Annotated in this window: 17 protein-coding genes; 10 read left to right on the plus strand and 7 right to left on the minus strand. The window is 73.0% G+C overall.

Translation table 11 applies throughout. The annotated features are described in order from the left end of the window. Positions 1-3: 3 nt before the first annotated feature. Entirely contained in the window at positions 4-1,167 is a 1,164-nt protein-coding gene (locus tag ACFV9D_RS14650; protein ID WP_385145274.1) for an NlpC/P60 family protein, read from the minus strand. Between the two features lie 272 nt (positions 1,168-1,439). On the opposite strand from ACFV9D_RS14650, the gene pcrA reads away from it, so the two are divergent. Further along, positions 1,440-3,896, plus strand: a complete 2,457-nt coding sequence (gene pcrA / locus ACFV9D_RS14655; protein ID WP_385145276.1) for a DNA helicase PcrA — start codon at positions 1,440-1,442, stop codon at positions 3,894-3,896. A 66-nt stretch (positions 3,897-3,962) separates the two neighbouring features. Here the strand turns inward: pcrA and ACFV9D_RS14660 are convergent, their stop codons facing one another. Both ACFV9D_RS14660 and ACFV9D_RS14665 read right to left on the minus strand, forming a co-directional pair. After that, entirely contained in the window at positions 3,963-5,450 is a 1,488-nt protein-coding gene (locus ACFV9D_RS14660; protein ID WP_385145278.1) for a M23 family metallopeptidase, read from the minus strand. A 291-nt stretch (positions 5,451-5,741) separates the two neighbouring features. Next, on the minus strand, positions 5,742-6,551 hold the full coding sequence (locus ACFV9D_RS14665) for an esterase/lipase family protein (protein WP_385145280.1): 810 nt from the start codon (positions 6,549-6,551) through the stop codon (positions 5,742-5,744). 301 nt (positions 6,552-6,852) lie between these two features. Between ACFV9D_RS14665 and ACFV9D_RS14670 the strand changes: the two genes are divergently transcribed. Then, a complete protein-coding gene (locus ACFV9D_RS14670) occupies positions 6,853-7,260 on the plus strand; it encodes a cobalamin B12-binding domain-containing protein (RefSeq protein ID WP_385145282.1) in 408 nt (135 codons plus the stop codon). A gap of 171 nt (positions 7,261-7,431) precedes the next feature. On the opposite strand, the gene ACFV9D_RS14675 is transcribed toward ACFV9D_RS14670, so the two are convergent. After that, positions 7,432-9,018, minus strand: a complete 1,587-nt coding sequence (locus tag ACFV9D_RS14675) for a DUF5691 domain-containing protein (protein ID WP_385145284.1) — start codon at positions 9,016-9,018, stop codon at positions 7,432-7,434. A 38-nt stretch (positions 9,019-9,056) separates the two neighbouring features. Then, the gene (locus tag ACFV9D_RS14680) at positions 9,057-10,421 is read right to left on the minus strand and encodes an SWIM zinc finger domain-containing protein (RefSeq protein WP_385145286.1); all 1,365 of its coding nucleotides are present in this window, start codon (positions 10,419-10,421) and stop codon (positions 9,057-9,059) included. Between the two features lie 117 nt (positions 10,422-10,538). On the opposite strand from ACFV9D_RS14680, the gene ACFV9D_RS14685 reads away from it, so the two are divergent. The 5 genes from ACFV9D_RS14685 (at position 10,539) to sucD (ending at position 17,690) form a co-directional block, all read left to right on the plus strand. Beyond that, positions 10,539-11,717, plus strand: a complete 1,179-nt coding sequence (locus ACFV9D_RS14685) for an AAA family ATPase (protein ID WP_385145288.1) — start codon at positions 10,539-10,541, stop codon at positions 11,715-11,717. Beyond that, on the plus strand, positions 11,714-14,026 hold the full coding sequence (locus ACFV9D_RS14690; RefSeq protein WP_385145290.1) for a DUF5682 family protein: 2,313 nt from the start codon (positions 11,714-11,716) through the stop codon (positions 14,024-14,026). The genes ACFV9D_RS14685 and ACFV9D_RS14690 overlap by 4 nt, the downstream gene beginning before the upstream one ends. Further along, complete coding sequence (locus ACFV9D_RS14695; protein WP_385145292.1) at positions 14,023-15,201, plus strand: VWA domain-containing protein; 1,179 nt, start codon at positions 14,023-14,025, stop codon at positions 15,199-15,201. The genes ACFV9D_RS14690 and ACFV9D_RS14695 overlap by 4 nt, the downstream gene beginning before the upstream one ends. A 405-nt stretch (positions 15,202-15,606) precedes the next feature. Next, positions 15,607-16,785: an ADP-forming succinate--CoA ligase subunit beta gene (gene sucC, locus ACFV9D_RS14700; protein WP_385145294.1), complete on the plus strand. Its 1,179-nt coding sequence runs from the start codon at positions 15,607-15,609 to the stop codon at positions 16,783-16,785. Positions 16,786-16,805: 20 nt separating this feature from the next. Beyond that, a complete protein-coding gene (gene sucD, locus ACFV9D_RS14705) occupies positions 16,806-17,690 on the plus strand; it encodes a succinate--CoA ligase subunit alpha (protein WP_260229316.1) in 885 nt (294 codons plus the stop codon). A gap of 101 nt (positions 17,691-17,791) precedes the next feature. Here the strand turns inward: sucD and ACFV9D_RS14710 are convergent, their stop codons facing one another. Then, the gene (locus ACFV9D_RS14710; RefSeq protein ID WP_385145297.1) at positions 17,792-19,288 is read right to left on the minus strand and encodes a sigma factor-like helix-turn-helix DNA-binding protein; all 1,497 of its coding nucleotides are present in this window, start codon (positions 19,286-19,288) and stop codon (positions 17,792-17,794) included. Positions 19,289-19,407: 119 nt separating this feature from the next. On the opposite strand from ACFV9D_RS14710, the gene ACFV9D_RS14715 reads away from it, so the two are divergent. Further along, positions 19,408-20,856 carry a DUF6350 family protein gene (locus ACFV9D_RS14715; RefSeq protein WP_385145299.1) on the plus strand — a complete coding sequence of 483 codons (1,449 nt, stop codon included), beginning with the start codon at positions 19,408-19,410 and terminating at the stop codon, positions 20,854-20,856. A 10-nt stretch (positions 20,857-20,866) separates the two neighbouring features. Here the strand turns inward: ACFV9D_RS14715 and ACFV9D_RS14720 are convergent, their stop codons facing one another. Further along, positions 20,867-21,592: a hypothetical protein gene (locus ACFV9D_RS14720; protein WP_385145301.1), complete on the minus strand. Its 726-nt coding sequence runs from the start codon at positions 21,590-21,592 to the stop codon at positions 20,867-20,869. Between the two features lie 243 nt (positions 21,593-21,835). Here ACFV9D_RS14720 and purN point away from each other — a divergent pair, with 243 nt between their 5' ends. After that, the gene (purN, locus tag ACFV9D_RS14725; RefSeq protein WP_385145303.1) at positions 21,836-22,450 is read left to right on the plus strand and encodes a phosphoribosylglycinamide formyltransferase; all 615 of its coding nucleotides are present in this window, start codon (positions 21,836-21,838) and stop codon (positions 22,448-22,450) included. Then, positions 22,447-24,009, plus strand: a complete 1,563-nt coding sequence (gene purH, locus ACFV9D_RS14730; RefSeq protein ID WP_385145305.1) for a bifunctional phosphoribosylaminoimidazolecarboxamide formyltransferase/IMP cyclohydrolase — start codon at positions 22,447-22,449, stop codon at positions 24,007-24,009. Before purN ends, purH begins: the two co-directional genes overlap by 4 nt. Positions 24,010-24,066 lie beyond the last annotated feature (57 nt).

Here is a 24,066-nt window from a genome sequence, read left to right on the forward strand (position 1 = left end):
GGCTCAGGCCGGGCGCACGCTCCCGTAGATCGGCATGTAGTAGATCGACTCCTCGCGGACGTTGGCACCCGGCTTCGGCGCGTGGATCATCTTGCCGCCGCCGATGTACAGGCCGACGTGGCTGATGTCGTCGTAGAAGAAGACGAGATCGCCGGGGAGCAGATCCGCCGTCGCGACCCGGGTCCCCACCTCCACCTGGTCCCAGGTGGTGCGCGGCAGGTCGACGCCCGCGGCCTTCCAGGCGCCCTGGGTCAGCCCCGAGCAGTCGTACGAGCTCGGGCCCGTCGCGCCCCATACGTACGGCTTGCCGATCTGGGCCCGGGCGAACGCCAGCGCCTTCTCCGCCTTCGCCGCGTACGTCGAGCCGGTCGACCCTCCGGTCGTCGGCGGCTCGGCCGGCTCCTGGGGCGCCTCCTCCTGCCTGCGCCGCTCGGCCTCGGCCTCCGCCTCGGCCTTGGCCGCCGCTTCGGCCTTCGCCCGCTCCTCCGCCTTGCGCCGCGCCTCGGCCTCCCGCTTGCGCTCCAGCTCCGCGAGCCGGGCCTTCTCTTCGGCCGTCAGCCGGGCCAGGAGCGTCCGCGCCTCCGCCAGCTTCCGCTGGACGGTCTGCTTGCTCGTGCGCAGCGTCGCCTGTGACTCGGTGAGGGTCTCCAGGCTCTTCGTCGCCTCCGCCCGCTGCTTCGCCGCCGCGGCGCGCTTGCCCTCGTAGTCCGCCACCGCGCTGCGCTGCCGCTCGGAGAGCCGGTCCATGAGGTGGGTCTGGTCGAAGTACGACTGCGGGCTGTCGGCGAAGATCAGCGCGGCGGTCGGGCCGACCGCCCCCGCGCGGTACTGCGCCGCCGCGTACGAGCCGAGCGCGCGGCGGGACTCGTTGATCGAGTCCGTCCGCTTGGCCACGTCGTCGAGGATCCGGTCGACCTTGCGGCGCTGCTGGTCGGTGGCCTCCTTGGCCCGGTTGTACTCCTGCGTGGCCGTGCCGGCCTGCCGGTAGAGGTCGTCGACCTTCTTCTGGATCTCCTCCACCGTCGGCTTCGCCGGTGCAGCCGGTGCGGCCTGGGCACTCTGCGTGGACAGCAGCGTGACGGAGGCGATGGCGGCCGTCGTGACCCCGACGGCGGGGGAGTGCGGACGTGTGCTGCGCGGCTTGCGATGGGACGCCAAGACCGGCATCTCCTTCCGTGGCCGCCGACATGTGCGGGCCCAACTGGCTTCGGACAGGGCCGGATCGGCGTGGGCGGCCCGCTCGGCGCGATTCGCCGCCGGAGGGGACGGGCTGCTTGGGCGAGCACGCTAGCCAACCCGTGGGGCGGCTGTGAAGGCCGATGTTCGATATGCCCGATACATTTTCGTGACCTGAAGCGGACTGTCACCCTCCGTAAGATTCCGGTCACTTCGGGAGGTGGCGGCGGGCTGTCGGTGCGGCGGCCTAGACTCGTTAAGCGATGAGCAGCCTCTTTGACGACAGCTTCCTGGCGAGCCTCCAGAACCACTCCTCGGAGGAGCCTCCGCCCCCGCCCGAGGACGACGAGCACCACGCCCACGGCACCCCGGCCGCGGAGGAGGTCCCGCACGACCTCTTCGAGGGGCGCTTCGACGCGCCGCCGGCCAGGGACGCGTACTACCGCGACGGAGCCGCCCGCCCCGTCGTGGACGCCGCCGCGCTCCTGGAGGGGCTGAACGAACAGCAGCGCGCAGCCGTCGTCCACACCGACACCCCGCTGCTCATCGTCGCGGGCGCCGGCTCCGGCAAGACCCGGGTGCTCACCCACCGCATCGCCCACCTCCTGGCCACCCGGCACGTGCACCCCGGCCAGATACTGGCGATCACCTTCACCAACAAGGCCGCCGGCGAGATGAAGGAGCGCGTCGAGCACCTCGTCGGCCCGCGCGCCAACGCCATGTGGGTCATGACGTTCCACAGCGCCTGCGTCCGCATCCTGCGCCGCGAGTCGAAGAAGCTCGGCTTCACGTCCTCCTTCTCGATCTACGACGCCGCGGACTCCAAGCGCCTGATGGCGCTGGTCTGCCGCGACCTGGACCTCGACCCGAAGAAGTTCCCGCCGAAGTCCTTCAGCGCCAAGATCTCGAACCTGAAGAACGAGCTGATCGACGAGGAGACCTTCGCCGACCAGGCCGTCGACGGCTTCGAGAAGACGCTCGCCGAGGCGTACCGGATGTACCAGGCGCGGCTGCGCGAGGCCAACGCCCTGGACTTCGACGACATCATCATGACGACGGTCCACCTGCTCCAGGCGTTCCCGGACGTCGCCGAGCACTACCGCCGCCGCTTCCGCCACGTGCTCGTCGACGAGTACCAGGACACCAACCACGCCCAGTACACCCTCGTACGGGAGCTGGTCGGCACCGGTTACGAGGACCTGGAGCCGGCCGAGCTGTGCGTCGTCGGTGACGCGGACCAGTCGATCTACGCCTTCCGCGGCGCGACCATCCGCAACATCCTCCAGTTCGAGGAGGACTACCCGAACGCGACGACGATCCTGCTTGAGCAGAACTACCGCTCGACGCAGACCATCCTCTCCGCCGCCAACGCCGTCATCGAGCGCAACGAGAGCCGCCGCCCCAAGAACCTGTGGACCAACGCGGGCGCGGGCGCGCAGATCACCGGCTACGTCGCCGACACCGAGCACGACGAGGCCCAGTTCGTCGCCGACGAGATCGACCGGCTCACGGACGCGGGCGACGCGAAGGCCGGCGACGTCGCCGTCTTCTACCGGACCAACGCCCAGTCCCGTGTCTTCGAAGAGATCTTCATCCGCGTCGGCCTGCCCTACAAGGTCGTCGGCGGTGTGCGCTTCTACGAGCGCAAGGAGGTCCGCGACGTCCTCGCCTACCTGCGCGTCCTCGCCAACCCCGAGGACAACGTCCCGCTGCGCCGGATCCTGAACGTGCCCAAGCGCGGCATCGGCGACCGCGCCGAGGCGATGATCGACGCCCTCTCCCTCCGGGAGAAGATCACGTTCCCGCAGGCGCTGAAGCGGGTCGACGAGGCGTACGGCATGGCGGCCCGCTCCGCGAACGCCGTCAAGCGCTTCAACACCCTCATGGAGGAGCTCCGTACGGTCGTCGACTCCGGCGCCGGCCCGGCGGTCGTCCTCGAAGCCGTACTGGAGCGGACCGGGTACCTCGCCGAGCTGCAGGCCTCCACCGACCCGCAGGACGAGACCCGGATCGAGAACCTCCAGGAACTGGCCGCCGTGGCCCTGGAGTTCGAGCAGGAGCGCGGAGAAGAGGGCGGGACCCTCTCGGAGTTCCTGGAGCAGGTCGCGCTCGTCGCCGACTCCGACCAGATCCCCGACGAGGACGAGGAGGGGTCCGGAGTCATCACGCTGATGACCCTGCACACCGCCAAGGGCCTCGAGTTCCCGGTGGTGTTCCTGACCGGCATGGAGGACGGCGTCTTCCCGCACATGCGCGCGCTCGGCCAGGCCAAGGAGCTGGAGGAGGAGCGGCGCCTGGCGTACGTGGGCATCACGCGCGCCCGCGAGCGGCTGTATCTGACCCGCTCCTCGATGCGCAGCGCCTGGGGCCAGCCCTCGTACAACCCGGCCTCGCGCTTCCTGGAGGAGATTCCGGCGACGTATCTGGAGTGGAAGCGCACCGGCCCCATGGTCAAGCCGGCCGGGCCGACCTCGGGGATCACCTCGTCGCTCTCCTCCTCCCGCGCGCGCTCGGGCCCTTCGGGCTTCGCCACCCGCCGCACCACCGACAAGCCGGTGATCGCACTCCAGGTGGGCGACCGCGTCACGCACGACCAGTTCGGCCTCGGCACGGTCATGCAGGTGACGGGCGTCGGAGCCGACGCGCAGGCGACGATCGACTTCGGCGACGAGAAGCCCAAGCGGCTGCTGCTGCGGTACGCGCCGGTCGAGAAGCTGTAGGACGGATACGGGAGAGGGCCCCGGCTGTTCGGCCGGGGCCCTCTCCCGTGCATGCGTACGACTGTGTCAGCCGGTGGGGCTGAGGCCGTGGCCGCGCAGCCACGCCTCGGGGTCGATCGCCGCCCCGCCGCCCGGCCGGACCTCGAAGTGGAGGTGCGGGCCGGTGGAGTTGCCGGAATTGCCGGAGTACGCGATGACGTCACCGGCCTTGACCTTGCCCGAGCGGATCTTGGTGCTGCTCAGGTGGCAGTACCAGGTCTCGGTGCCGTCCGCGGCGGTCACGATCGCCATGTTGCCGTAGGCGCTGTTGTACTGGGTCCGGACGGTGCCGTCGGTCGCGGCCATCACCTTGGTGCCGTACTGGACCGGGAAGTCGATGCCGGTGTGCACGGACATCCAGTTGACGCCGGCCTGTCCGTAGCGCGCGCTGAGCTCGTGCAGCTTCACCGGAAGCGCGAACTTGGGACGCAGCGCCTCCTTGCGGGCCGCCTCCTCCTCGCGCTTCTTCCGCTCCGCCTCCTGGCGCTCCTTGAGGTCGATGCGCTCCTGGGTGCGGCTGGCGCGGTCGCCGAAGTCGCGGGCGTCGGCGCTGAGCGCGGCCAGCTGAGTGTCCAACTCGTTGTTGGCGGCGACCGGCTTGACCGAGGCGGGGTCGGCGGCGGCGAGCGTCGTCGTGTCGTCCTTGGTGTCGGCGTCGGCGAGCCCGCCGACCGAGGCGGCCGCGATCCCGGCGACGCCCATGACGCAGGCGGACGGGACGGCGACGGTCAGGAGCGCGGAGCGCTTGGCGGGCGTACGGCGTCGGCCGCGGCTGCCACCGGAGGAACGGCGCACCGGGCGGGCGGCGGCGGTGGCCGTCGCGGTGGCCGCGGACTCCGTGAGGACCTCGACGGCCGGCTCCTCGGACTCCGCCGGGGGCTCATAGCTGTACTCGTACGTGAACCCGTCGGCGTACGGGTCGTCGTACGTCTCGTCCTGCGTGACGGCCTCGAACTGCGCGGTGTGCTCGACGGGGAGCTCTACGGGCTGCTCGTCCGCCTGCTCGGCCTGCGGCTCCGCGACGAAGTCGTACGTGGGGGTGTACTGCTGCGGAACGACGGGGTCGGCGACCAGGACGTCCTGCTCCGGCGCGGCGTAGTTCCACGCGGTGGCGTCGTACGTACCGGTCTCGAAGGTGGGGGTCGTCCACTGGCCGGTGGTGTCGTACGAGGTGAAGTGCGCGGTCTCGTACTGCCCGGTCTGCTGCGCCTCGCTCCAGGCGGTGGCGTCCCACTGGCCGGTCGTGTCGTACTGGCCGGTCGTGGCGTACTGACCGGTGGTGTCGTACTGGCCCGTGGTGTCGTACTGCTGCGTCATCGGCTGCTGTGCGACGTAGGCGTCGTACGTGCCGGCGTCCCACTGGTGGCTGCCGCTCCACTGAGTGGTGTCGTACTGGCCGCTGTGGCCCGCCTCGTAGTCGCCCGGGAGGGCGCCGAAGAGCGGGTCCGTGGCGAAGCCGCCGGTGCTGTGGGCGTCGTCTCCGACGTACCCGGCGTGGGGGTGCTGGTCGTTCACCAACTTCTCTCTCGCCTCGGCGGCAGGACCAGTCCGGGGCGGGCCCGCAGAGGGGTGTCCCGGGGTTAAGCAGTGGCGCGACTGTACCCGGCGGTATACGCAAGCGACAATCTTCGAAGGGTTCTGGGTCCGCAGGAAACGGGCAATCGGCCGTGTTTCGGTGGGCTCGGGGAAGAGCTTTGGCTCTGTGTTCGAGGAACGTTCGAAGAACAGACACCTCCTGGCGGCCCGTCAGGCATTCGTGTGCCGAGAAGTGCGCCGGGTCGCGCGCCGGGGCGGGGGCGCGGGGGATCACGCCACGGACGCGGCTCCGGGCTCGGCTCCGGGCGTGGCGCCGGCCGTGTCCTCGTCGTCGAGGGCCTGCAGGATCCCGGCCACGACGGTCGGATGGACGGGCAGGGCGAGATGGCCGATCCCGCTGACGCGCACGTTGTGCACCAGCAGATCGGGGTGGTCGAGCCGCGCGGTCTCCACCGGGACCATCACCTGGTCGAGATCGCTCCAGAAGCTGACACAGCGCGTACGGCAGCCCGGCGCGGGCTCGGCCAGCTCCCCCAGCACCTCGGAGCCGGGGCGCATCTGGCGGATCAGGGGATGGGCTCCGACCCACGGGACGGCGGTGGTGCCGGCGTGCGGGGTGCCGAGCATGACCAGCGTGCGCACCCGTGCGTCACCGCCCAGGCGCTGTACGTAATAACGGGCGATGAGGCCGCCCAGGCTGTGGCCGACGATGTCGACCTCGTGGTGGCCGGTGCGGGCGCAGAGCGCCTCCACGTGGCGGCCCAGCAGGTCGGCGGCGGTGCGGAGGTCGAACGTGAGCGGAGAGTAGTTGAACGACTCGACAGGGCGACGACCGTGCCGGGTGAGGGCGCGGCGCAGGAGGACGAAGACCGAACGGTTGTCGACGAAGCCGTGGAGGAGGACGACCGGGCGTTCGGCGCCGGCTCCCGGGCCGCCGGGGTTTTCCGCGTCTTCCGGGCTCCGGGCGGGCCCGGGGCGCTCGGGGACGATCCCGGAGGGGTAGAGGATCAGATGGCCGGTGAGGATCGCCAGCTCCAGGGCGTTGGCCTTCAGCGCAGTCGTGACCTTGGTGAGCTCCATGGGGCGACCTCCCGAACGGCACGCGGGCGCCGAACGGTACTGCGGTGCGTCGTACCTCCGTGCCGTGCGGCTGACGGCGCGGAGGTACGACGACCCCGTTGCGGCTCCCTTGCGCACGACCCGTTTGCGGCTGGTGGGCCCAGGAGGAGGGCCCGGGAGGGTCCGGCGCAGAGCGAACAATGTCCCACCGTGTGATTTCCCCCTCGCTGCCCACCGCGAAACAGGCGCGTGCGGGATGCTGGCGATAACGTTCGTTCACCTCCCCGGCAGATAGGCGCGGGGGTCGCATGTGGAGGCAGTGATGGGTGTGACCGGTCCGATCCGCGTGGTGGTGGCCAAGCCGGGTCTCGACGGCCACGATCGCGGGGCCAAGGTGATCGCGCGTGCGCTGCGCGACGCCGGCATGGAGGTCATCTACACGGGGCTGCACCAGACGCCTGAGCAGATCGTGGACACGGCGATCCAGGAGGACGCCGACGCGATCGGCCTCTCGATCCTGTCGGGCGCGCACAACACGCTCTTCGTGAAGGTCCTGGAGCTCCTGAAGGAGCGCGACGCGGAGGACATCAAGGTCTTCGGCGGCGGCATCATCCCGGACGCGGACATCGCACCGCTGAAGGAGAAGGGCGTGGCGGAGATCTTCACCCCGGGCGCGACGACGGCGTCGATCGTCGACTGGGTCAACGCGAACGTCCGCGAGGCGGCGTAGCCGTCCGGCGACGGAGGGTGACGGGGGCGAGGGGGGCCGCCCCGGGCCGCCGGGTGTTCCCGGCAGCCTGGCGCGGGGTCGCCAGGCCACCCGGGTGCCGAGCCGCGCAGCGGCGGTGCCGTCGCGACCGACGGACCGTGCCTTCCGCTGGACGGCGGGCGGGCGGCCGGGTCAAGGGGACAGTTCCGCTCGCATCGCTGCGCGGAGGCGCAGCGTCGACACCAGGCGTTGGAACGCCTCGGACCAGTAGCCGCCGGCTCCTGGGGAGGCGTCCTCCTGTTCTGTGGGGAGGGCCGTCAGGGACTCCAGTTGGGGTGCCGCGTCCGGGGAGAGGCAGCGTTCCGCCAGGCCCATCACTCCGCTGAAGCTCCAGGGGTAGCTACCCGCCTCACGGGCGATGTCCAGGGCGTCGATCACCGCGCCGCCCAGCGGTTCCGCCCACGGCACCGTGCACACCCCGAGCAGTTGGAACGCCTCCGACAGGCCGTGCGCCGCGATGAACGAGGCGACCCAGTGGGCCCGTTCCTCGTCCGGGAGCGTCGAGAGCAGCTTCGCCCGCTCCGCGAGCGACGCGATGCCGGGGCCGGTCGCCGGTGGGGCGGCCGGGGTCCCGAGCAGGGCCCGGGACCAGGCGGCGTCCCGTTGCCGGACGGCCGCTCGGCACCAGGCGGCGTGCAGCTCCGCCTGCCAGTCGTCGGCCACCGGCAGGGCGACGATCTCCTCGGGCGTCCGCCCCCCGAACCGCGCCGGCCAGCACGACAGCGGCGCCGCCTCGACCAGCTGGCCCAGCCACCACGACCGCTCGCCCCGGCCCGCCGGCGGGGTGGGTACCAGCCCGTCCCGCTGCATCTCCTCGTCACATTCGTGCGGCGCTTCGACGACGACGGTCTCGGCCCCTTCCGTACGGTCGAGGGAGACGCAGGACGAGGCGCGCTCCGCCATCCGGCCCGCGAGCGCCGAGCCGGGCAGCGCGGAGAGCAGCTCGGCGGCCGTCGAGCGCACATTGCGACTGCGGTCGGACAGGGCCGTCTCCAGGAACTCCTCGTCCGCGCCGGAGAGTCCGGCTCGCAACGAGTCCAGGAACATCAGTCGGTCCTCGGCCCGCTCGGCCGTCCACGTCGAACGCAGCAGTTCCAGGGCCGCCGCCGGGTCCTCGGCCCGTACGGCCGCGAGCAGCGCGACCCGCTCGGCGAACAGGCCCTCCTCCCACAGCTCCCGGACCGCCTGGCCGTCCCCGGGGTCCGGGAGCGCGGAGCTTCCCCCCGCCCCGCGCAGGGCGAACTTCCACTCCGGGTTCAGCCGGGCCAGCCACAGCCCGCGCGGTCCGGCCAGCACCAGGGCCTGGGGCCGCAGATCCGTACGGGCTCGGGCGGCGTCGAGAAGGGCGGGCAGGGCCGAGGCCGGTGCCTTGTAGCCGTGTTCGTTGGCGGCGGCGAGCCACTGCGGGAGCAACTCCGCGAGGTCGGGCGCCGCCCCGCGCCGCCCCCCGGACGGAGCCGCCGCGGCGCGGCCGGCGAGGAGCTGGGCCAGCCGGTGGCGGGCGGGCTCCGGCAGGGGCCTGCGGGCGTCCTCGGACGCGGGCTCCGGCACCGCTCCGGCGGGCCCGGGCCGAAGCCCCGCCCTACGCCGTACGGTGTGCCGCGCCGCGGCGTCGAGCAGCGCGACGGGCGCGTCCCCGGCCGCCGCCCCGAGGAGCGCGGGCGGCCGGCGGTCGGTGCCGAGCAGCGCCGAGGTGACGAGTTCTTCCCAGGCGTCCATGGAGGTCCTCCAGGCTGTCGTCGGGCGGTCGTACGGAGTCAGTGGAGCGGGACCGTCTCGCCGGGGGCGTCGGCGGACCAGGCGGCGAGCGGGGTGAACCCGCGGTGCCCGCACTCCCCGAAGACGGTGACGGGCCCGCCCCCGGAGAGCGCGGCGAGCCGCCACAGTCCGGGCCGCCCGAGCGCGGGACCGCTGAGCGGCAGCGCCTCGCCGCCGCCCGTGACCGGCGCCGCGTCGGCCAGCTGCCAGCCGTGGTCCGTCGGTATCGGGACGACATCGGCCAGCGTCACCGGCCAGGAGTCCAGCCAGGGGTCCTCGCGCAGGGCGAGGCCGTAGGCGGTGAGCGCGTCACCGACCGTGCCGCCCGGGGGCGGGGTGTCGAGCGGGGCGGGCGCCGAGAACCGCTCGCCCAGCTCGGCCCGCAGCGCGCCCGCACCCGCGTGGAGGGTGAGGGCGGCGTCGACCACCACACCTACCGGAAGGGCCAGTTCGGGCGCGCGCCCCGCCGCCCCGAAAGAGAGGAGAAGCGCGGTGCGTCCGGTCTCCCGCCCGTGCACCCAGATACGACGGGTCGTCAGCTTGCCGTCCGTGGAGTCGTACTGGGCCAGTACCAGCCAGCGGTCCCGCACCGAAGTGCCCTCCGCCGGCGCGGTCAGGCCCACCCGCGTGCGGACCGTCGCCGCCAGCGGGGCGGGGAGCCGGTCGACGGAGAGCCAGGCACGATCGAGGAGGTGGGTGAGTGCGCACTCCTCCAGGAGCCTGACCGGCCAGCCGGGCCCCGAGCCCGGTATCGCGCCCAACTCCTTGACCCGGCCCGCGAGTCCGGGGGCCTGGGCGTCGACCATCCGGGCCGCGGTCTCCTCCCACAGGCCGTATCCGGACTGGTCGGCCGAGGCCAGGCCACCCCGCAGCAGATCGGTCAGCCGCTGCTCCAACTCCTCCGCGCCCGCGGTGATCCGGGCCGCCCGGCGCTCCGCCCGGCGACGCGCGGCCTCGGGATCGGCGGGGGCCGCCCGGCCAGGACCCTCCGTCTCGCGCGCCCGCGCGCCCTCGGCGCGCTTGCGTCTGCCCTCCAGCCACTGCTCCGCCCAGTCCGGCGCGTCGCCGCCGCCCACGGCCTCTTCGCCCTCGGCCCAGAGCAACAGCAGCCCCAGCGCGTGCTTGCACGGGAACTTCCGGCTGGGGCAACTGCACGAATACGCCGGGCCCGCGGTGTCGACGACCGTGCGGTACGGCTTGCTGCCGCTGCCCCGGCACAGACCCCAGACGGCCCCGTCGCCGCTGCTGCCCGCGCCCGACCACGGCCCTGCCGTGCCGAGCTTGCCACCCGCTCTGCGTGAGGCGTCGTCAGGAGCCAGAGCCAGCACCTGATCCGCCGTCCAGCGCACCCCCTGTGTATCCATGCCCACGACGGTAGGGTGCCGCACTGACAACGACCCTGACCTGCGGCGACGGTCCGTTGTCAGTGGCATGGTGCACGGTGGATCACACATCGGGTCGAACGATCTGGAGGGGGATCCATGACCGTGTCCGAAACCATCGCGAGCGCCGTGCCCGGTGCGGGAATCGACACCGGGGCGGCCGCCCCGGCCGACGCGGAGAACGGCGTCGGAACCAACGCCGAGGCCCTGCGTCCGCACGCCGAACACGCCTTCGCGGACGAGCTCAAGGCGCTCGCCGCCGCCGACGACCGGCCGCGGCCCGTCCGCTGGCAGCTCTCGCCCTGGGCCGTCGCCACCTATCTCCTCGGCGGCACGCTCCCCGACGGGACGGTGATCACACCGAAGTACGTCGGACCGCGCCGGATCGTCGAGGTCGCCGTCACCACACTCGCCACCGACCGGGCGCTGCTCCTGCTCGGCGTGCCGGGCACCGCCAAGACCTGGGTATCCGAGCACCTCGCCGCCGCCGTCAGCGGCGACTCGACCCTGCTGGTGCAGGGCACGGCGGGGACGCCCGAGGAAGCGATCCGCTACGGCTGGAACTACGCCCGGCTGCTCGCCCACGGCCCCAGCCGCGACGCGCTCGTGCCCAGTCCCGTCATGCGGGCGATGTCCGAGGGACTGACCGCCCGCGTCGAAGAGCTCACCCGCATCCCCGCCGACGTGCAGGACACGCTCATCACGATCCTGTCCGAGAAGACCCTGCCCGTCCCGGAGTTGGGCCAGGAGGTGCAGGCCGTCCGGGGCTTCAACCTCATCGCCACCGCCAACGACCGCGACCGCGGGGTCAACGACCTCTCCAGCGCGCTGCGTCGCCGCTTCAACACCGTGGTGCTGCCGATGCCGGCCACCCCGGAGGCGGAGGTCGACATCGTCGCGCGCCGCGTCGACCAGATCGGCCGCTCCCTCGACCTGCCGGCCGTCCCCGAAGGGGTCGAGGAGATCCGCCGCATCGTCACCGTCTTCCGGGAGCTGCGCGACGGGGTCACCACCGACGGCCGCACCAAGCTCAAGTCCCCTTCGGGAACGCTGTCGACGGCCGAGGCCATCTCCGTCGTCACCGGCGGCCTCGCCCTGGCCGCCCACTTCGGCGACGGGGTCCTGCGCCCCGCGGACGTCGCGGCCGGCATTCTCGGCGCCGTCGTCCGCGACCCGGCCGCGGACCGCGTCATCTGGCAGGAGTACCTGGAGACGGTCGTCCGGGAGCGCGACGGCTGGAAGGACTTCTACCGCGCCTGCCGCGAGGTGAGCGCGTGACGACGCCTTCGCCGGTACAGGGCGGCGCGCCCGCGACCCCGCCCGCCGGGCCGCTGCTCCTCGGGGTGCGGCATCACGGTCCCGGGTCCGCGCGGGGTGTGCGGGCGGCCCTCGAGGCGCGGCGGCCCGCTTGTGTGCTGATCGAAGGGCCGCCCGAGGCGGACGGGCTGCTCGCGCTCGCCGCCGACGACGGGATGCGGCCGCCGGTCGCGCTGCTCGCCCACGCCGTGGACGATCCCGGGCGGGCCGCGTTCTGGCCCTTCGCCGCGTTCTCGCCCGAATGGGTGGCGATCCGCTGGGCCCTGGCCCACCGCGCCGCCGTCCGCTTCATCGACCTTCCCGCCGCCCACAGCCTCGCCGCCACCGACCCCACCTGGGGCGACGGCGACGAGGCCGAGCAAGGGCTGCGGATCGACCCGATCGGCGAGCTCGCGCGGGCCGCCGGGTACGACGACCCGGAGCGGTGGTGGGAGGACGTGGTCGAGCACCGCGGCACCACCGCCCCCGCCGACCCCACGGCCCCGTTCGCGGCGCTCGCCGAGGCCATGGGCGCCCTGCGCGAGGCCCACGGCGACGGCGGCCACGCCCGCGACCTGGTCCGCGAGGCGTACATGCGGCTCCAACTACGGGCCGCTCGCAAGGAGTTCGCGGACGACGTGGCCGTCGTGTGCGGGGCGTGGCACGTGCCCGCGCTGTCCCTCAGGACGACCGTCGGCGCCGACCGCGCCCTGCTCAAGGGCCTGCCCAAGGTGAAGACCGAGATGACGTGGGTGCCCTGGACCCACCGCAGGCTCGCCCGCCGCTCCGGGTACGGCGCGGGCATCGAGGCGCCCGGTTGGTACGGGCACCTCTTCGCCGCCCCCGACCGGCCGGTGGAGCGCTGGATGACCAAAGTCGCGGGCCTCCTCAGGGCGGAGGACCGGATGGTGTCGTCCGCCCATGTCATCGAGGCCGTACGGCTCGCCGAGACCCTCGCGACGATGCGCGGCCGGCCACTGGCCGGGCTCGGCGAGACCACCGACGCCGTACGCGCCGTCATGTGCGACGGCTCCGACGTCCCGCTCGACCTCGTGCGCGACCGCCTTGTCGTCGGCGACGTCCTCGGCGAGGTTCCGGCCGACGCCCCCGCCGTACCGCTCCAGCGCGACCTCGCCCGGCTCCAGCGTGGGCTCCGCCTCAAACCCGAGGCGCAGGAGCGGGAGCTGGAGCTCGATCTGCGCAAGGAGAACGACACCGCCCGCAGCCGACTGCTGCACCGGCTGCGGCTGCTCGGAGTCGGCTGGGGCGAGCCCGTCGCCGGCCGCGGCAGCACCGGCACCTTCCGGGAGAGCTGGCGGCTGCGCTGGGAACCCGAGCTGTACGTCCGGGTCGCCGAGGCCGGCGTCTGGGGCACCACCGTCGACTCCGCCGCCACCGCCAAGGCCGAGGCCCGCGCGGTGGAGGCCACGGCACTCGCCGAGGTCACCGCGCTCGCCGAGCAGTGCCTGCTGGCCGGACTCGGCGAGGCCCTGCCCGTCGTCATGACGGCCCTCGCCGACCGGGCCGCGCTCGACTCCGACGTCGGGCACCTCGCCCAGGCCCTGCCCGCGCTCGCCCGCTCCCTGCGCTACGGAGACGTGCGCGCCACGGACACGGCTGCGCTCGGCGAGGTCGCCGCCGGGCTCGCCGAGCGGATCTGCGTCGGCTTCCCCCCGGCCTGTGCCGGACTCGACACCGACGCCGCCACCGAGATGCGGGGCCATCTCGACGCGGTCCACGGAGCCCTCGGACTGCTCCCCGACAGCGCGGAGCTGACCGACCGCTGGACCGGAGTCCTCCGCAGGCTCGCCGCCCGCGACACCGTCCCCGGGCTCCTCCGGGGCCGCGCCGCCCGGCTGCTCCTCGACGAGGGGCGGCTGGACGAGGAGGAGGCCGCCCGGCTCATGGGCCTCGCCCTGTCACCCGGGACGGCGCCCGCCGACGCCGCCGCCTGGATCGAGGGCTTCGTCGGGGGCGCCGCCGGAGGCGGCATGATCCTCGTCCACGACGAACGGCTGCTCGCCCTCGTCGACGACTGGCTGACCGGCGTCCCGGCGGACACCTTCACCGACGTACTGCCGCTGCTGCGGCGCACCTTCTCCGCGTACGAACCGGGTGTCCGGCGCACCCTGGGCGAGCTGGTCGCGCGCGGCCCGTCCGCCGTCGCGAGCCGTCCGGAGGCCGGAACACCCGGCTTCGCCGCGGGCCTCGACGAGGAGCGGGCGGACGGAGTCCTGCCGGTGCTCGAGCTGATCCTGGGAGACACGGACCTCGTGGGGGTGGACCGATGAGCGGAACGATCGACGGGGCGGGGCGCGACGAGCGGCTGCGGCGCTGGCGCCTGGTCCTCGGCGGCGGTGAGGCGGACGGCACCGGCTGCTCCCTCGCCGGTACGGACGCCGCGATGGACGGAGCCCTGTCCGCGCTGTACGGACGCGGCACGAAGAGCGCCACCGGGAACGCTGGCGGACGCGACCGCTCGGCCGGCCTCGGCGCCTCGGCCCCGTCCGTCGCCCGCTGGCTCGGCGACATCCGGACGTACTTCCCCAGCTCCGTCGTCCAGGTCATGCAGCGCGACGCCATCGACCGGCTCGGCCTGTCCACCCTGCTCCTGGAGCCCGAGATGCTGGAGGCCGTCGAGGCGGACGTCCATCTCGTCGGCACGCTCCTCTCGCTCAACAAGGCGATGCCGGAGACGACCAAGGAGACGGCCCGAGCCGTCGTACGGAAGGTCGTCGCCGACCTCGAGAAGCGCCTCGCGACCCGTACCAAGGCCACGCTGACCGGCGCGCTCGACCGCTCGGCCCGGATCAGCCGCCCCCGGCACCGGGACATCGACTGGGACCGCACGATCCGCGCGAACCTCAAGAACTACCTGCCCGAGTACCGCACGGTCGTCCCCGAGCGCCTCATCGGCTACGGCCGGGCCGCGCAGTCGGTCAAGAAGGACGTCGTCCTCTGCATCGACCAGTCCGGCTCCATGGCGGCCTCCGTCGTCTACGCGTCGGTGTTCGGCGCCGTCCTCGCCTCGATGCGCTCGATCGCGACCCGACTCGTCGTCTTCGACACGGCGGTCGTCGACCTGACCGACCAGCTCGACGACCCGGTCGACGTCCTGTTCGGCACTCAGCTCGGCGGCGGCACCGACATCAACCGCGCCCTGGCGTACTGCCAGTCGCAGATCACCCGCCCGGCCGACACCGTCGTCGTTCTCATCAGCGACCTCTACGAAGGGGGCATACGCGACGAGATGCTGAAGCGGGTCGCGGCGATGAAGGCGTCCGGGGTCCAGTTCGTGGCCCTGCTCGCGCTCTCCGACGAGGGCGCCCCGGCCTACGACCGCGAGCACGCGGCCGCGCTCGCCGCGCTCGGCGCCCCCGCGTTCGCCTGCACCCCGGACCTCTTCCCGGAGGTGATGGCGGCGGCGATCGAGAAACGCCCCCTGCCGGTGCCGGACACCCTCTAGAGGGTGCGGAAGGGTGCGGAATCCGTAGCCCCGGCACCACCCGACCGGGCGCGTGCGGGCGCACTGAGGCCCATATCACAACCGGGTCCACGGGGCCCTCACCTCGCGGGCGGGCGCGTCGTGAGGCGCGCAACGCCCTGTCCCCACCTGTGCCGTGGGCCCCGAGGCCACCCCCGGGGCCCCCTACGGAACGCCCCCCGACCCCTACGATCTGTGACCCGTATCACCGCTCCGTTGTGATCTGCGATTTAGGGACCTACGTCCCTCGGGGATAACCTGCGAGACGGACATGCCGCGTCCACGGACACCGTGTACGCCTCCCTTGTGACAGCGCAGTCACGTTGCCCTCCGCGGCACGCCCACGCAGACAACGAACCGCGATCATCAGAAAAGGGACGGACGCGCGTGGACCTGTTCGAGTACCAGGCGAGGGACCTCTTCGCCAAGCACGGTGTACCGGTGCTGGCCGGTGAAGTCATCGACACGCCTGAGGCGGCGCGCGAGGCCACCGAGCGTCTTGGCGGCAAGTCGGTCGTCAAGGCGCAGGTGAAGGTCGGCGGCCGCGGCAAGGCCGGCGGCGTCAAGCTGGCCGCCACCCCGGACGAGGCCGTCGCCCGCGCGACGGACATCCTCGGGATGGACATCAAGGGCCACACGGTCCACAAGGTGATGATCGCGGAGACCGCTCCGGAGATCCTCGAGGAGTACTACGTCTCGTACCTCCTCGACCGCACCAACCGCACCTTCCTCGCCATGGCCTCCGTGGCCGGTGGCATGGACATCGAGGAGGTCGCCGCGACGACCCCCGAGAAGCTCGCGAAGGTGCCGGTCAACGCCGTCGAGGGCGTGACCATCGAGAAGGCTCGCGAGATCGTCGCCCAGGCGCAGTTCCCGGCCGAGGTCGCCGAGAAGGTCGCCGAGGTCCTCGTGACCCTGTGGAAGACCTTCATCGCCGAGGACGCGCTCCTCGTCGAGGTCAACCCGCTGGCCAAGGTCGCCTCCGGCGACATCCTGGCCCTGGACGGCAAGGTGTCCCTGGACGCCAACGCCGACTTCCGTCAGCCCGAGCACGAGGCGCTCGAGGACAAGGACGCAGCCAACCCGCTCGAGGCTGCTGCCAAGGCCAAGAACCTCAACTACGTCAAGCTCGACGGCGAGGTCGGCATCATCGGCAACGGCGCCGGCCTGGTCATGTCGACCCTGGACGTCGTCGCGTACGCCGGTGAGAACCACGGCGGCGTGAAGCCGGCCAACTTCCTCGACATCGGCGGCGGCGCCTCCGCCGAGGTCATGGCGAACGGCCTGGAGATCATCCTGGGCGACCCGGACGTCAAGTCCGTGTTCGTCAACGTCTTCGGTGGCATCACCGCCTGTGACGAGGTCGCCAACGGCATCGTCCAGGCCCTGGAGCTCCTCGCCTCCAAGGGCGAAGAGGTCACCAAGCCGCTGGTCGTGCGCCTCGACGGCAACAACGCGGAGCTGGGTCGCAAGATCCTGTCGGACGCGAACCACCCGCTCGTGCAGCGTGTGGACACCATGGACGGCGCGGCCGACAAGGCCGCCGAGCTCGCGGCTGCGAAGTAAGGGACGAGGTCAAGCACACCATGGCTATCTTCCTCACCAAGGACAGCAAGGTCATCGTCCAGGGCATGACCGGTGCCACGGGCATGAAGCACACCAAGCTCATGCTGGGTGACGGCACCAACATCGTCGGTGGCGTGAACCCGCGCAAGGCCGGCACGTCCGTCGACTTCGACGGCACCGAGGTCCCGGTCTTCGGCTCCGTCGCCGAGGCGATGGAGAAGACGGGCGCCAACGTCTCCGTCCTCTTCGTCCCGCCGGCCTTCGCCAAGGCCGCCGTGGTCGAGGCGATCGACGCCGAGATCCCGCTCGCCGTCGTCATCACCGAGGGCATCGCCGTCCACGACTCCGCCGCCTTCTGGGCGTACGCGCAGTCGAAGGGCAACAAGACCCGCATCATCGGCCCGAACTGCCCCGGTCTCATCACCCCGGGCCAGTCCAACGCCGGCATCATCCCGGGCGACATCACGAAGCCGGGCCGCATCGGCCTGGTCTCGAAGTCCGGCACGCTGACGTACCAGATGATGTACGAGCTCCGTGACATCGGCTTCTCGTCCGCCGTCGGCATCGGTGGCGACCCGGTCATCGGCACCACGCACATCGACGCCCTCGCGGCGTTCGAGGCCGACCCCGACACCGACCTGATCGTCATGATCGGCGAGATCGGCGGCGACGCCGAGGAGCGTGCGGCGGACTTCATCGCGAAGAACGTCACCAAGCCGGTCGTCGGCTACGTCGCGGGCTTCACCGCGCCCGAGGGCAAGACCATGGGCCACGCCGGCGCCATCGTCTCCGGCTCCTCCGGCACCGCCCAGGCGAAGAAGGAGGCCCTCGAGGCCGCCGGCGTCAAGGTCGGCAAGACGCCGACCGAGACGGCCAAGCTGGCGCGCGCGATCCTCGCGGGCTGAAGCGGCATCGTCTGAACCGCACAGGTGGGCCCCGCCCCTCCCGGGAAACCGGGCGGGGGCGGGGCCCACTCGCATACCCACCCATGCGGCGCCGTGCGCGCCTACCCGGGCTGCGGGATCAGCCGCTCCGGGCCGTGGTGGGGCTGCGAGCGCAGCTGGTCGCGCAGCTGTTTGTCCTCCGTGGTGAGCTTCTGCGAACCGCCGCGGACCGGGACTCCGTCGACCGTCTCACCGGGGTGGTTCACCGGCAGGTACTGCGTGGGCGCGGTCACCGCCGTGAAGGCCGTCATGCCGATGAGCGCCGCCGTCACGCCGAGCACCGCCCGGGTCCACAGCCGGGCGCGCCGCTCGCTGCCCGTCCGTACGGCCAAGGCCCCCGAGAGCGTCGCCGTCGGCGCCTCCGACACCAGGGCGACGAGCCGCTCGTGCAGGGCGTCGGGGTCGGCGAGTTCGGGCACGCGCTGCCCGATGACGGTACGCGCGTGCAGCAGCCGGTTGGCGGCGGCGGGGGTGCTCGCCTCGGTCTCGGCCGCCGTGTCGGGCAGGTCGAGGCCGAGCCCGTCGTAGAGCAGGACCGTACGGCGGTACGGCGGCGGCAGCTCGAGCAGGGCCGCGAGCAGGTCCCGCCGCCCGGCGTCGGTGGGCGGGGCGTCGGGGTGCTTGTGGGAGCGGCGCAGCCGGTGCCAGGGGGAGAGCGCGTAGTCGTACGCCGCGGCCCGCACCCAGCCGACGGGGTCGCGGTCCACCGCGACCTCCGGCCAGTGCTCCCAGGCGTGGTGGAAGGCGCGCTCGACGGACTCCCTGGAGAGCCGGCGACGGCCGGTCAGCAGGTAGGTCTGGTGGACGAGACCGGGAGCGGCGTGGGCGTAGAGCGCGTCGAAGGCCTCCTCGGCCGTGAAGGGCGGCTCCGCCGGGGGCTCGGGTGCGGGCGCCGTCTCCGCGGGTTTCAGCCGCTCCAGGGGCTGCTGCGCACCGGCGCCGCCGGCCCGCACGGGCCGGGAGGCCTTCCGGCCGAGACCGGGGCCGGGAGCGGCGGACGCCGGGGTCTTGGGCGGCTTCGCGGCGCGCTTCGCCGCGGCCTTCGGGCGGGTGCTCGCGGGGGGCGCGGCGGGCGCCGCGACGGGCTTGCCGGGCTTGGCGCGCGCCGGTTCCTCCGCGGAGGCGCCGATGCCGGCGACGGGGGCGGTGGGCGACGTGGCCCCGGCCCCCTGCTCGGAGCCCGGCCCGGCGTCGACGTCGGCCGCGGAGCCGGGTGCCTGCCCGGTTCCGGTCCCGGTGTCGGCTCCTGATCCTGTTCCTCGCTCGGGTTCCGACTCCCACCCCGACGTACCCGACGAGGGTGGCGCGGCAGGCGTCGTGGAGGGCGTGAGGTCCTCCTCGTGCGCGGTGATGAGCTTCGCGTACGCGTCCCGCTTGCGTCCGCGTGGGTCGGTGCGGCCGGTCTCCCAGGACCGGACGGTGGCCCGCGTGACGCCGACCGCCTCGGCCACCTGCTCCTCGCTCAGACCCCTGGCCTCCCGCAGCCGGCGCCGTTCCTTGGGAGACGGCAGCGAGACGGCGGATTCGGAATCGGCTGTTCCCCGACTCGTCGGACTCATCGGCGACGACCTCCCGCAGAGCTGCTCCGGGCGGAAAAGTACATAAACGTATCTTGAGCGACACAACGGCGGTTTGCCTGTTACGCGTGAAAAGCGCGTGTCGTTGGGAGCATGGGCGCGTGACCCACCTGACCGAGCACAGCCCCTTGCCGACGGCCGATCCGCTGGTCCAGGGCGGCCGTTCCGCCGCGCTGGCGACCGCCTTCGTGCGGGGCGGGGTCGCGGCGGGGCTCGGGCTCGGCGCGCTTGCGGTGCTGGTCATGGCGGCCTGGATCGGCTCGCCGTACCCGGACAGCGGGCCCGGTGGGGCCCTGCACACGGCAGCGGGGCTGTGGCTGCTCGCCCACGGAGTCGACCTGGTCCGCACGGAGACCCTCTTCGGGGTGGCCGCGCCCCTCGGCATCGCCCCGATGCTGCTCATGGTCCTGCCCGGCTGGCTGGCGCACCGCGCCGCACGGGACACGCTGGAACCGGACGAGGGGAGGCCCAGGCCCTCCGCGGGCGGTGCGGTGGCGGCGGTGTCAGGGGGATATCTGCTGGTCGCGGCCGGTGTCGTGCTCTACTCGGCGAGCGGCCCGCTCCCGGCGGACCTGCTGAAGGCCGCGTTCTGGCTGCCCGCGACGGTGGCGGCCGCGGCGGGCCTGGGCGTCTGGACGGCCAACGGCCGCCCCCTGCCGGAACCGGAACAGGCGGCCGTGGCGCTGCGCTCGGCCGGGACGGCGCTCGTCGCCCTGTTCGGTGGTGGGGCGGCGCTGTTCGGGGCCTCGCTGGTCTGGCACGCGGGCGCGGCGCAGGAGTCCTTCGCCGGGCTCACGGGGGAGTGGTCGGGGCGGGTCTCGGTCCTGCTGCTGGCCGTCGTGCTGGTACCGAACGCCGCCGTGTGGGGTGCGTCGTACGGTCTCGGGCCCGGGTTCGCGCTCGGCGCCGGTGCCTCGGCGACGCCGCTGGGTCTCACCGGTACCGCCGCTGTTCCGCCCTTCCCGCTGCTCGCCGCCCTCCCGGCCGAAGGCCCCGGCACCTGGCCGCACTGGAGCGCGGGCGCGATCCCTCTGGTCGCGGTGGTGGTCCTGGGCGGGACCGTGGGGCGTTCGGCGCGGACCTGGACGGGCCGGGAGACGGCGCTGACGGCCCTGGTCGCGGCCTGGGCGTGCGGCGCGGTGGTCGCCGTCCTCGCGGCGGCCGCGGGCGGCCCGCTCGGCTCGGGCCGGCTCGCGGAGTTCGGTCCGGTGTGGTGGCAGGCCGGGGCGGCGGCGGTGTTGTGGAGCGCGGTGGTGGGGGTGCCGGTGGCCCTGGGGGTACGGGCCTGGGCGCGGCGCGGCCTGAAGCCGGCGCGCGGCACGAAGCCGGAGCGCGCCGCGCTCGCGCCGGAGGCCGTACCGCTCGCGTCCGCCGCCTCGGCGTCCGTACGCGAGCCGCTCGTCGAGGAGGACGAGGACGAGCCCGGCTTCGAGCCGTACGACTTCCTCCCGGCGGCCTGGGAACCGACACTGCCGCCCCCGCCCCCGCCGGAGAAGCCCCAGCCGGAGGAGCCCCAGCCGGAGACGCCCCCGGCGCCCCACGAGGACTAGCCAGAACCTCCTACTCCCGCACCCCGAACACGTCCCGCAGCGGTTCCGGCAGCAGGTCGTTGCAGGCCAGCTGGCCGGACTTGGTCAGAGCGTCGTCGGCGCAGGTGTAGAAATCGCGGTACACGAGCTGGATGGTGAAGCTCCCCGCGACGATCAGCAGGGAGAGGGCCGCGGCGACCAGGCCGCTGACGGCCGCCGTGCGCTGCGCCCGGGCGGGGGCCGTGGCAGCGGGCGCGGTGGTGGCCGGGGAGGCGGCCGGGGTCGTCGGCGTGGCCGCGGTGCCGGGCGCCGGCGGAGCGGAGAGATCCGCGGCGGCCGCCTTGGGCTTGGCCCGCAGCGCGCTGATCGCCCAGTACAGGCCGAGCGCGCCGAGGAGCAGCGCCAGTTCCTGGATCTCGAAGATGGCGAAGAAGAACGCCCACATGCCCGCGAGGAGCGCGTACCGGGCCCGCCGCTGCGCCGGGTCCGTCGGGTCCCACTTCGGGCCCGGCCGCAGGCCCTGCTCCGGGCCGCCCTGGCGCTCGGGGCGGCGGCCGAAGCCGTCGGAGGAGCGGCCCGGCTGGCGGCTGCTCCAACGGCCACCGGAGCCACCCGAGCCACCCGAGCCGCCGGAGGACCCGGACGACGCGTCGTCGTCCGAGCCCTCCGGCCGCCGCGGCTGCCACGGCTGGTCCGGCTGCCCCTCGGGCGGCGGCGCGAACGGGTTGTTGTCGTCCGTGGACTGGCGTTCCGGCATCTGCTGAACGTCTTCCCTCTGTCGTCGCAACTGCTGTCTCAACTGCCGTCTCAACTGGTGTCTCAGCGGGTGTCTCAAGTGTCGTCGAACCCAGACGCTACCCCCCGGCCACGCCCCCGTCCCGTGGGGGCTGTCCGGTGTGCCGGTATCGTTGCTGACGGTCGGGCCCTTCGTAGGGTTCCCCGTATCCGGAGGCACGATTCCTTTGTGCGACCGTACAAACACCACGGAAAGAGTGACCGAGTGGCCGCCGCCCGCCTCGTCGTCCTGGTCTCCGGGTCCGGCACCAACCTCCAGGCCCTGCTCGACGCCATCGCCGCCGACCCCGAGGGGTACGGAGCGGAGATCGTCGCCGTCGGCGCCGACCGCGAGAACATCGCCGGCCTGGAGCGCGCCGAGCGCGCCGGACTGCCCACCTTCGTGTGCAAGGTGAAGGACCACGCGACCCGCGAGGAGTGGGACCGCGCCCTGACCGAGGCCACCGCCGCGTACGAGCCCGACCTCGTCGTCTCGGCCGGCTTCATGAAGATCGTCGGCAAGGAGTTCCTCGCCCGCTTCGGCGGCCGGGTCGTCAACACCCACCCGGCGCTGCTGCCCAGTTTTCCCGGTGCCCATGGAGTGCGGGACGCACTCGCGTACGGCGCGAAGGTCACCGGATGCAGCGTCCACTTCGTCGACGACGGTGTCGACACCGGCCCGATCATCGCCCAGGGCGTGGTCGAGGTCCGGGACGAGGACGATGAAGCCGCGCTCCATGAGCGCATCAAGGAAGTCGAGCGTTCGCTGCTCGTCGAGGTCGTGGGGCGTCTGGCCCGGCACGGCTACCGCATTGAGGGACGAAAGGTAACAATCCCGTGACCGCCGAAGGTACGAAGCGCCCCATCCGCCGCGCACTCGTCAGCGTCTACGACAAGACCGGCCTTGAGGACCTGGCCCGCGGCCTGCACGAGGCGGGTGTCTCCCTCGTCTCCACCGGCTCCACCGCCTCGAAGATCGCCGCGGCCGGCGTCCCGGTCACCAAGGTCGAGGAGCTGACCGGCTTCCCCGAGTGCCTGGACGGCCGCGTCAAGACCCTGCACCCGCGCGTCCACGCCGGCATCCTCGCCGACCTGCGCCTGGAGGACCACCGCAACCAGCTCGCCGAGCTGGGCGTCGAGCCCTTCGACCTGGTGATCGTGAACCTGTACCCGTTCAAGGAGACCGTCGCCTCCGGCGCCACCCCGGACGAGTGCGTCGAGCAGATCGACATCGGCGGCCCGTCGATGGTCCGCGCCGCCGCCAAGAACCACCCCTCCGTGGCCGTGGTCACCGACCCGGGCGCGTACGCCGCCGTCCTCCAGGCGGTCAAGGAGGGCGGCTTCACGCTGGCGCTCCGCAAGCGGTTCGCCGCCAGGGCCTTCCAGCACACCGCCGCGTACGACGTGGCCGTCGCCTCCTGGTTCGCCGACGACTACGCCGCCGACGACGACAGCGGCTTCCCCGGCTTCCTGGGCCACACGTACGAGCGCTCCAACGTGCTGCGCTACGGCGAGAACCCGCACCAGGGCGCCGCGCTCTACGTCGACGGCACGGGCGGCCTCGCCGAGGCCGAGCAGCTGCACGGCAAAGAGATGTCGTACAACAACTACACGGACACCGACGCCGCGCGCCGGGCCGCGTACGACCACTCCGAGCCCTGTGTGGCGATCATCAAGCACGCCAACCCGTGCGGCATCGCGATCGGCGCGGACGTCGCCGAGGCGCACCGCAAGGCGCACGCCTGCGACCCGCTGTCCGCGTTCGGCGGTGTGATCGCGGTCAACCGCCCGGTCTCCGTGGCGATGGCCGAGCAGGTCGCCGAGATCTTCACCGAGGTCATCGTGGCCCCGGGCTACGAGGACGGCGCGGTCGAGGTCCTGGCCAAGAAGAAGAACATCCGCGTCCTGCGTGCCGAGGGTGCCCCTGCCAACGCGGTCGAGGTCAAGCCGATCGACGGCGGCGCGCTCCTCCAGGTCACCGACCGCCTCCAGGCGGACGGCGACGACCCGGCGAACTGGACGCTCGCGACGGGCGACGCGCTGTCGGAGCAGGAGCTGGCCGAGCTGGCCTTCGCCTGGAAGGCCTGCCGCGCGGTCAAGTCCAACGCGATCCTGCTCGCCAAGGACGGCGCCTCGGTCGGCGTCGGCATGGGCCAGGTCAACCGCGTCGACTCCGCGAAGCTCGCGGTCGAGCGCGCGGGCGAGGAGCGGGCGCGTGGCGCGTACGCGGCCTCGGACGCGTTCTTCCCGTTCCCGGACGGCCTGGAGATCCTCACGGCGGCGGGCGTGAAGGCGGTCGTGCAGCCGGGCGGATCGGTGCGCGACGAGCAGGTGGTGGAGGCGGCGAAGAAGGCGGGCGTGACGATGTACTTCACGGGCACGCGTCACTTCTTCCACTGATCGCGACTGATCTCCAGCGATACGGATGACGGGGCGGCCCGCCGGTACGTCACGTAC

Origin of the sequence: Streptomyces sp. NPDC059875, from assembly GCF_042731085.1 — a bacterium.
In the GTDB taxonomy this organism is placed as follows: domain Bacteria; phylum Actinomycetota; class Actinomycetes; order Streptomycetales; family Streptomycetaceae; genus Streptomyces.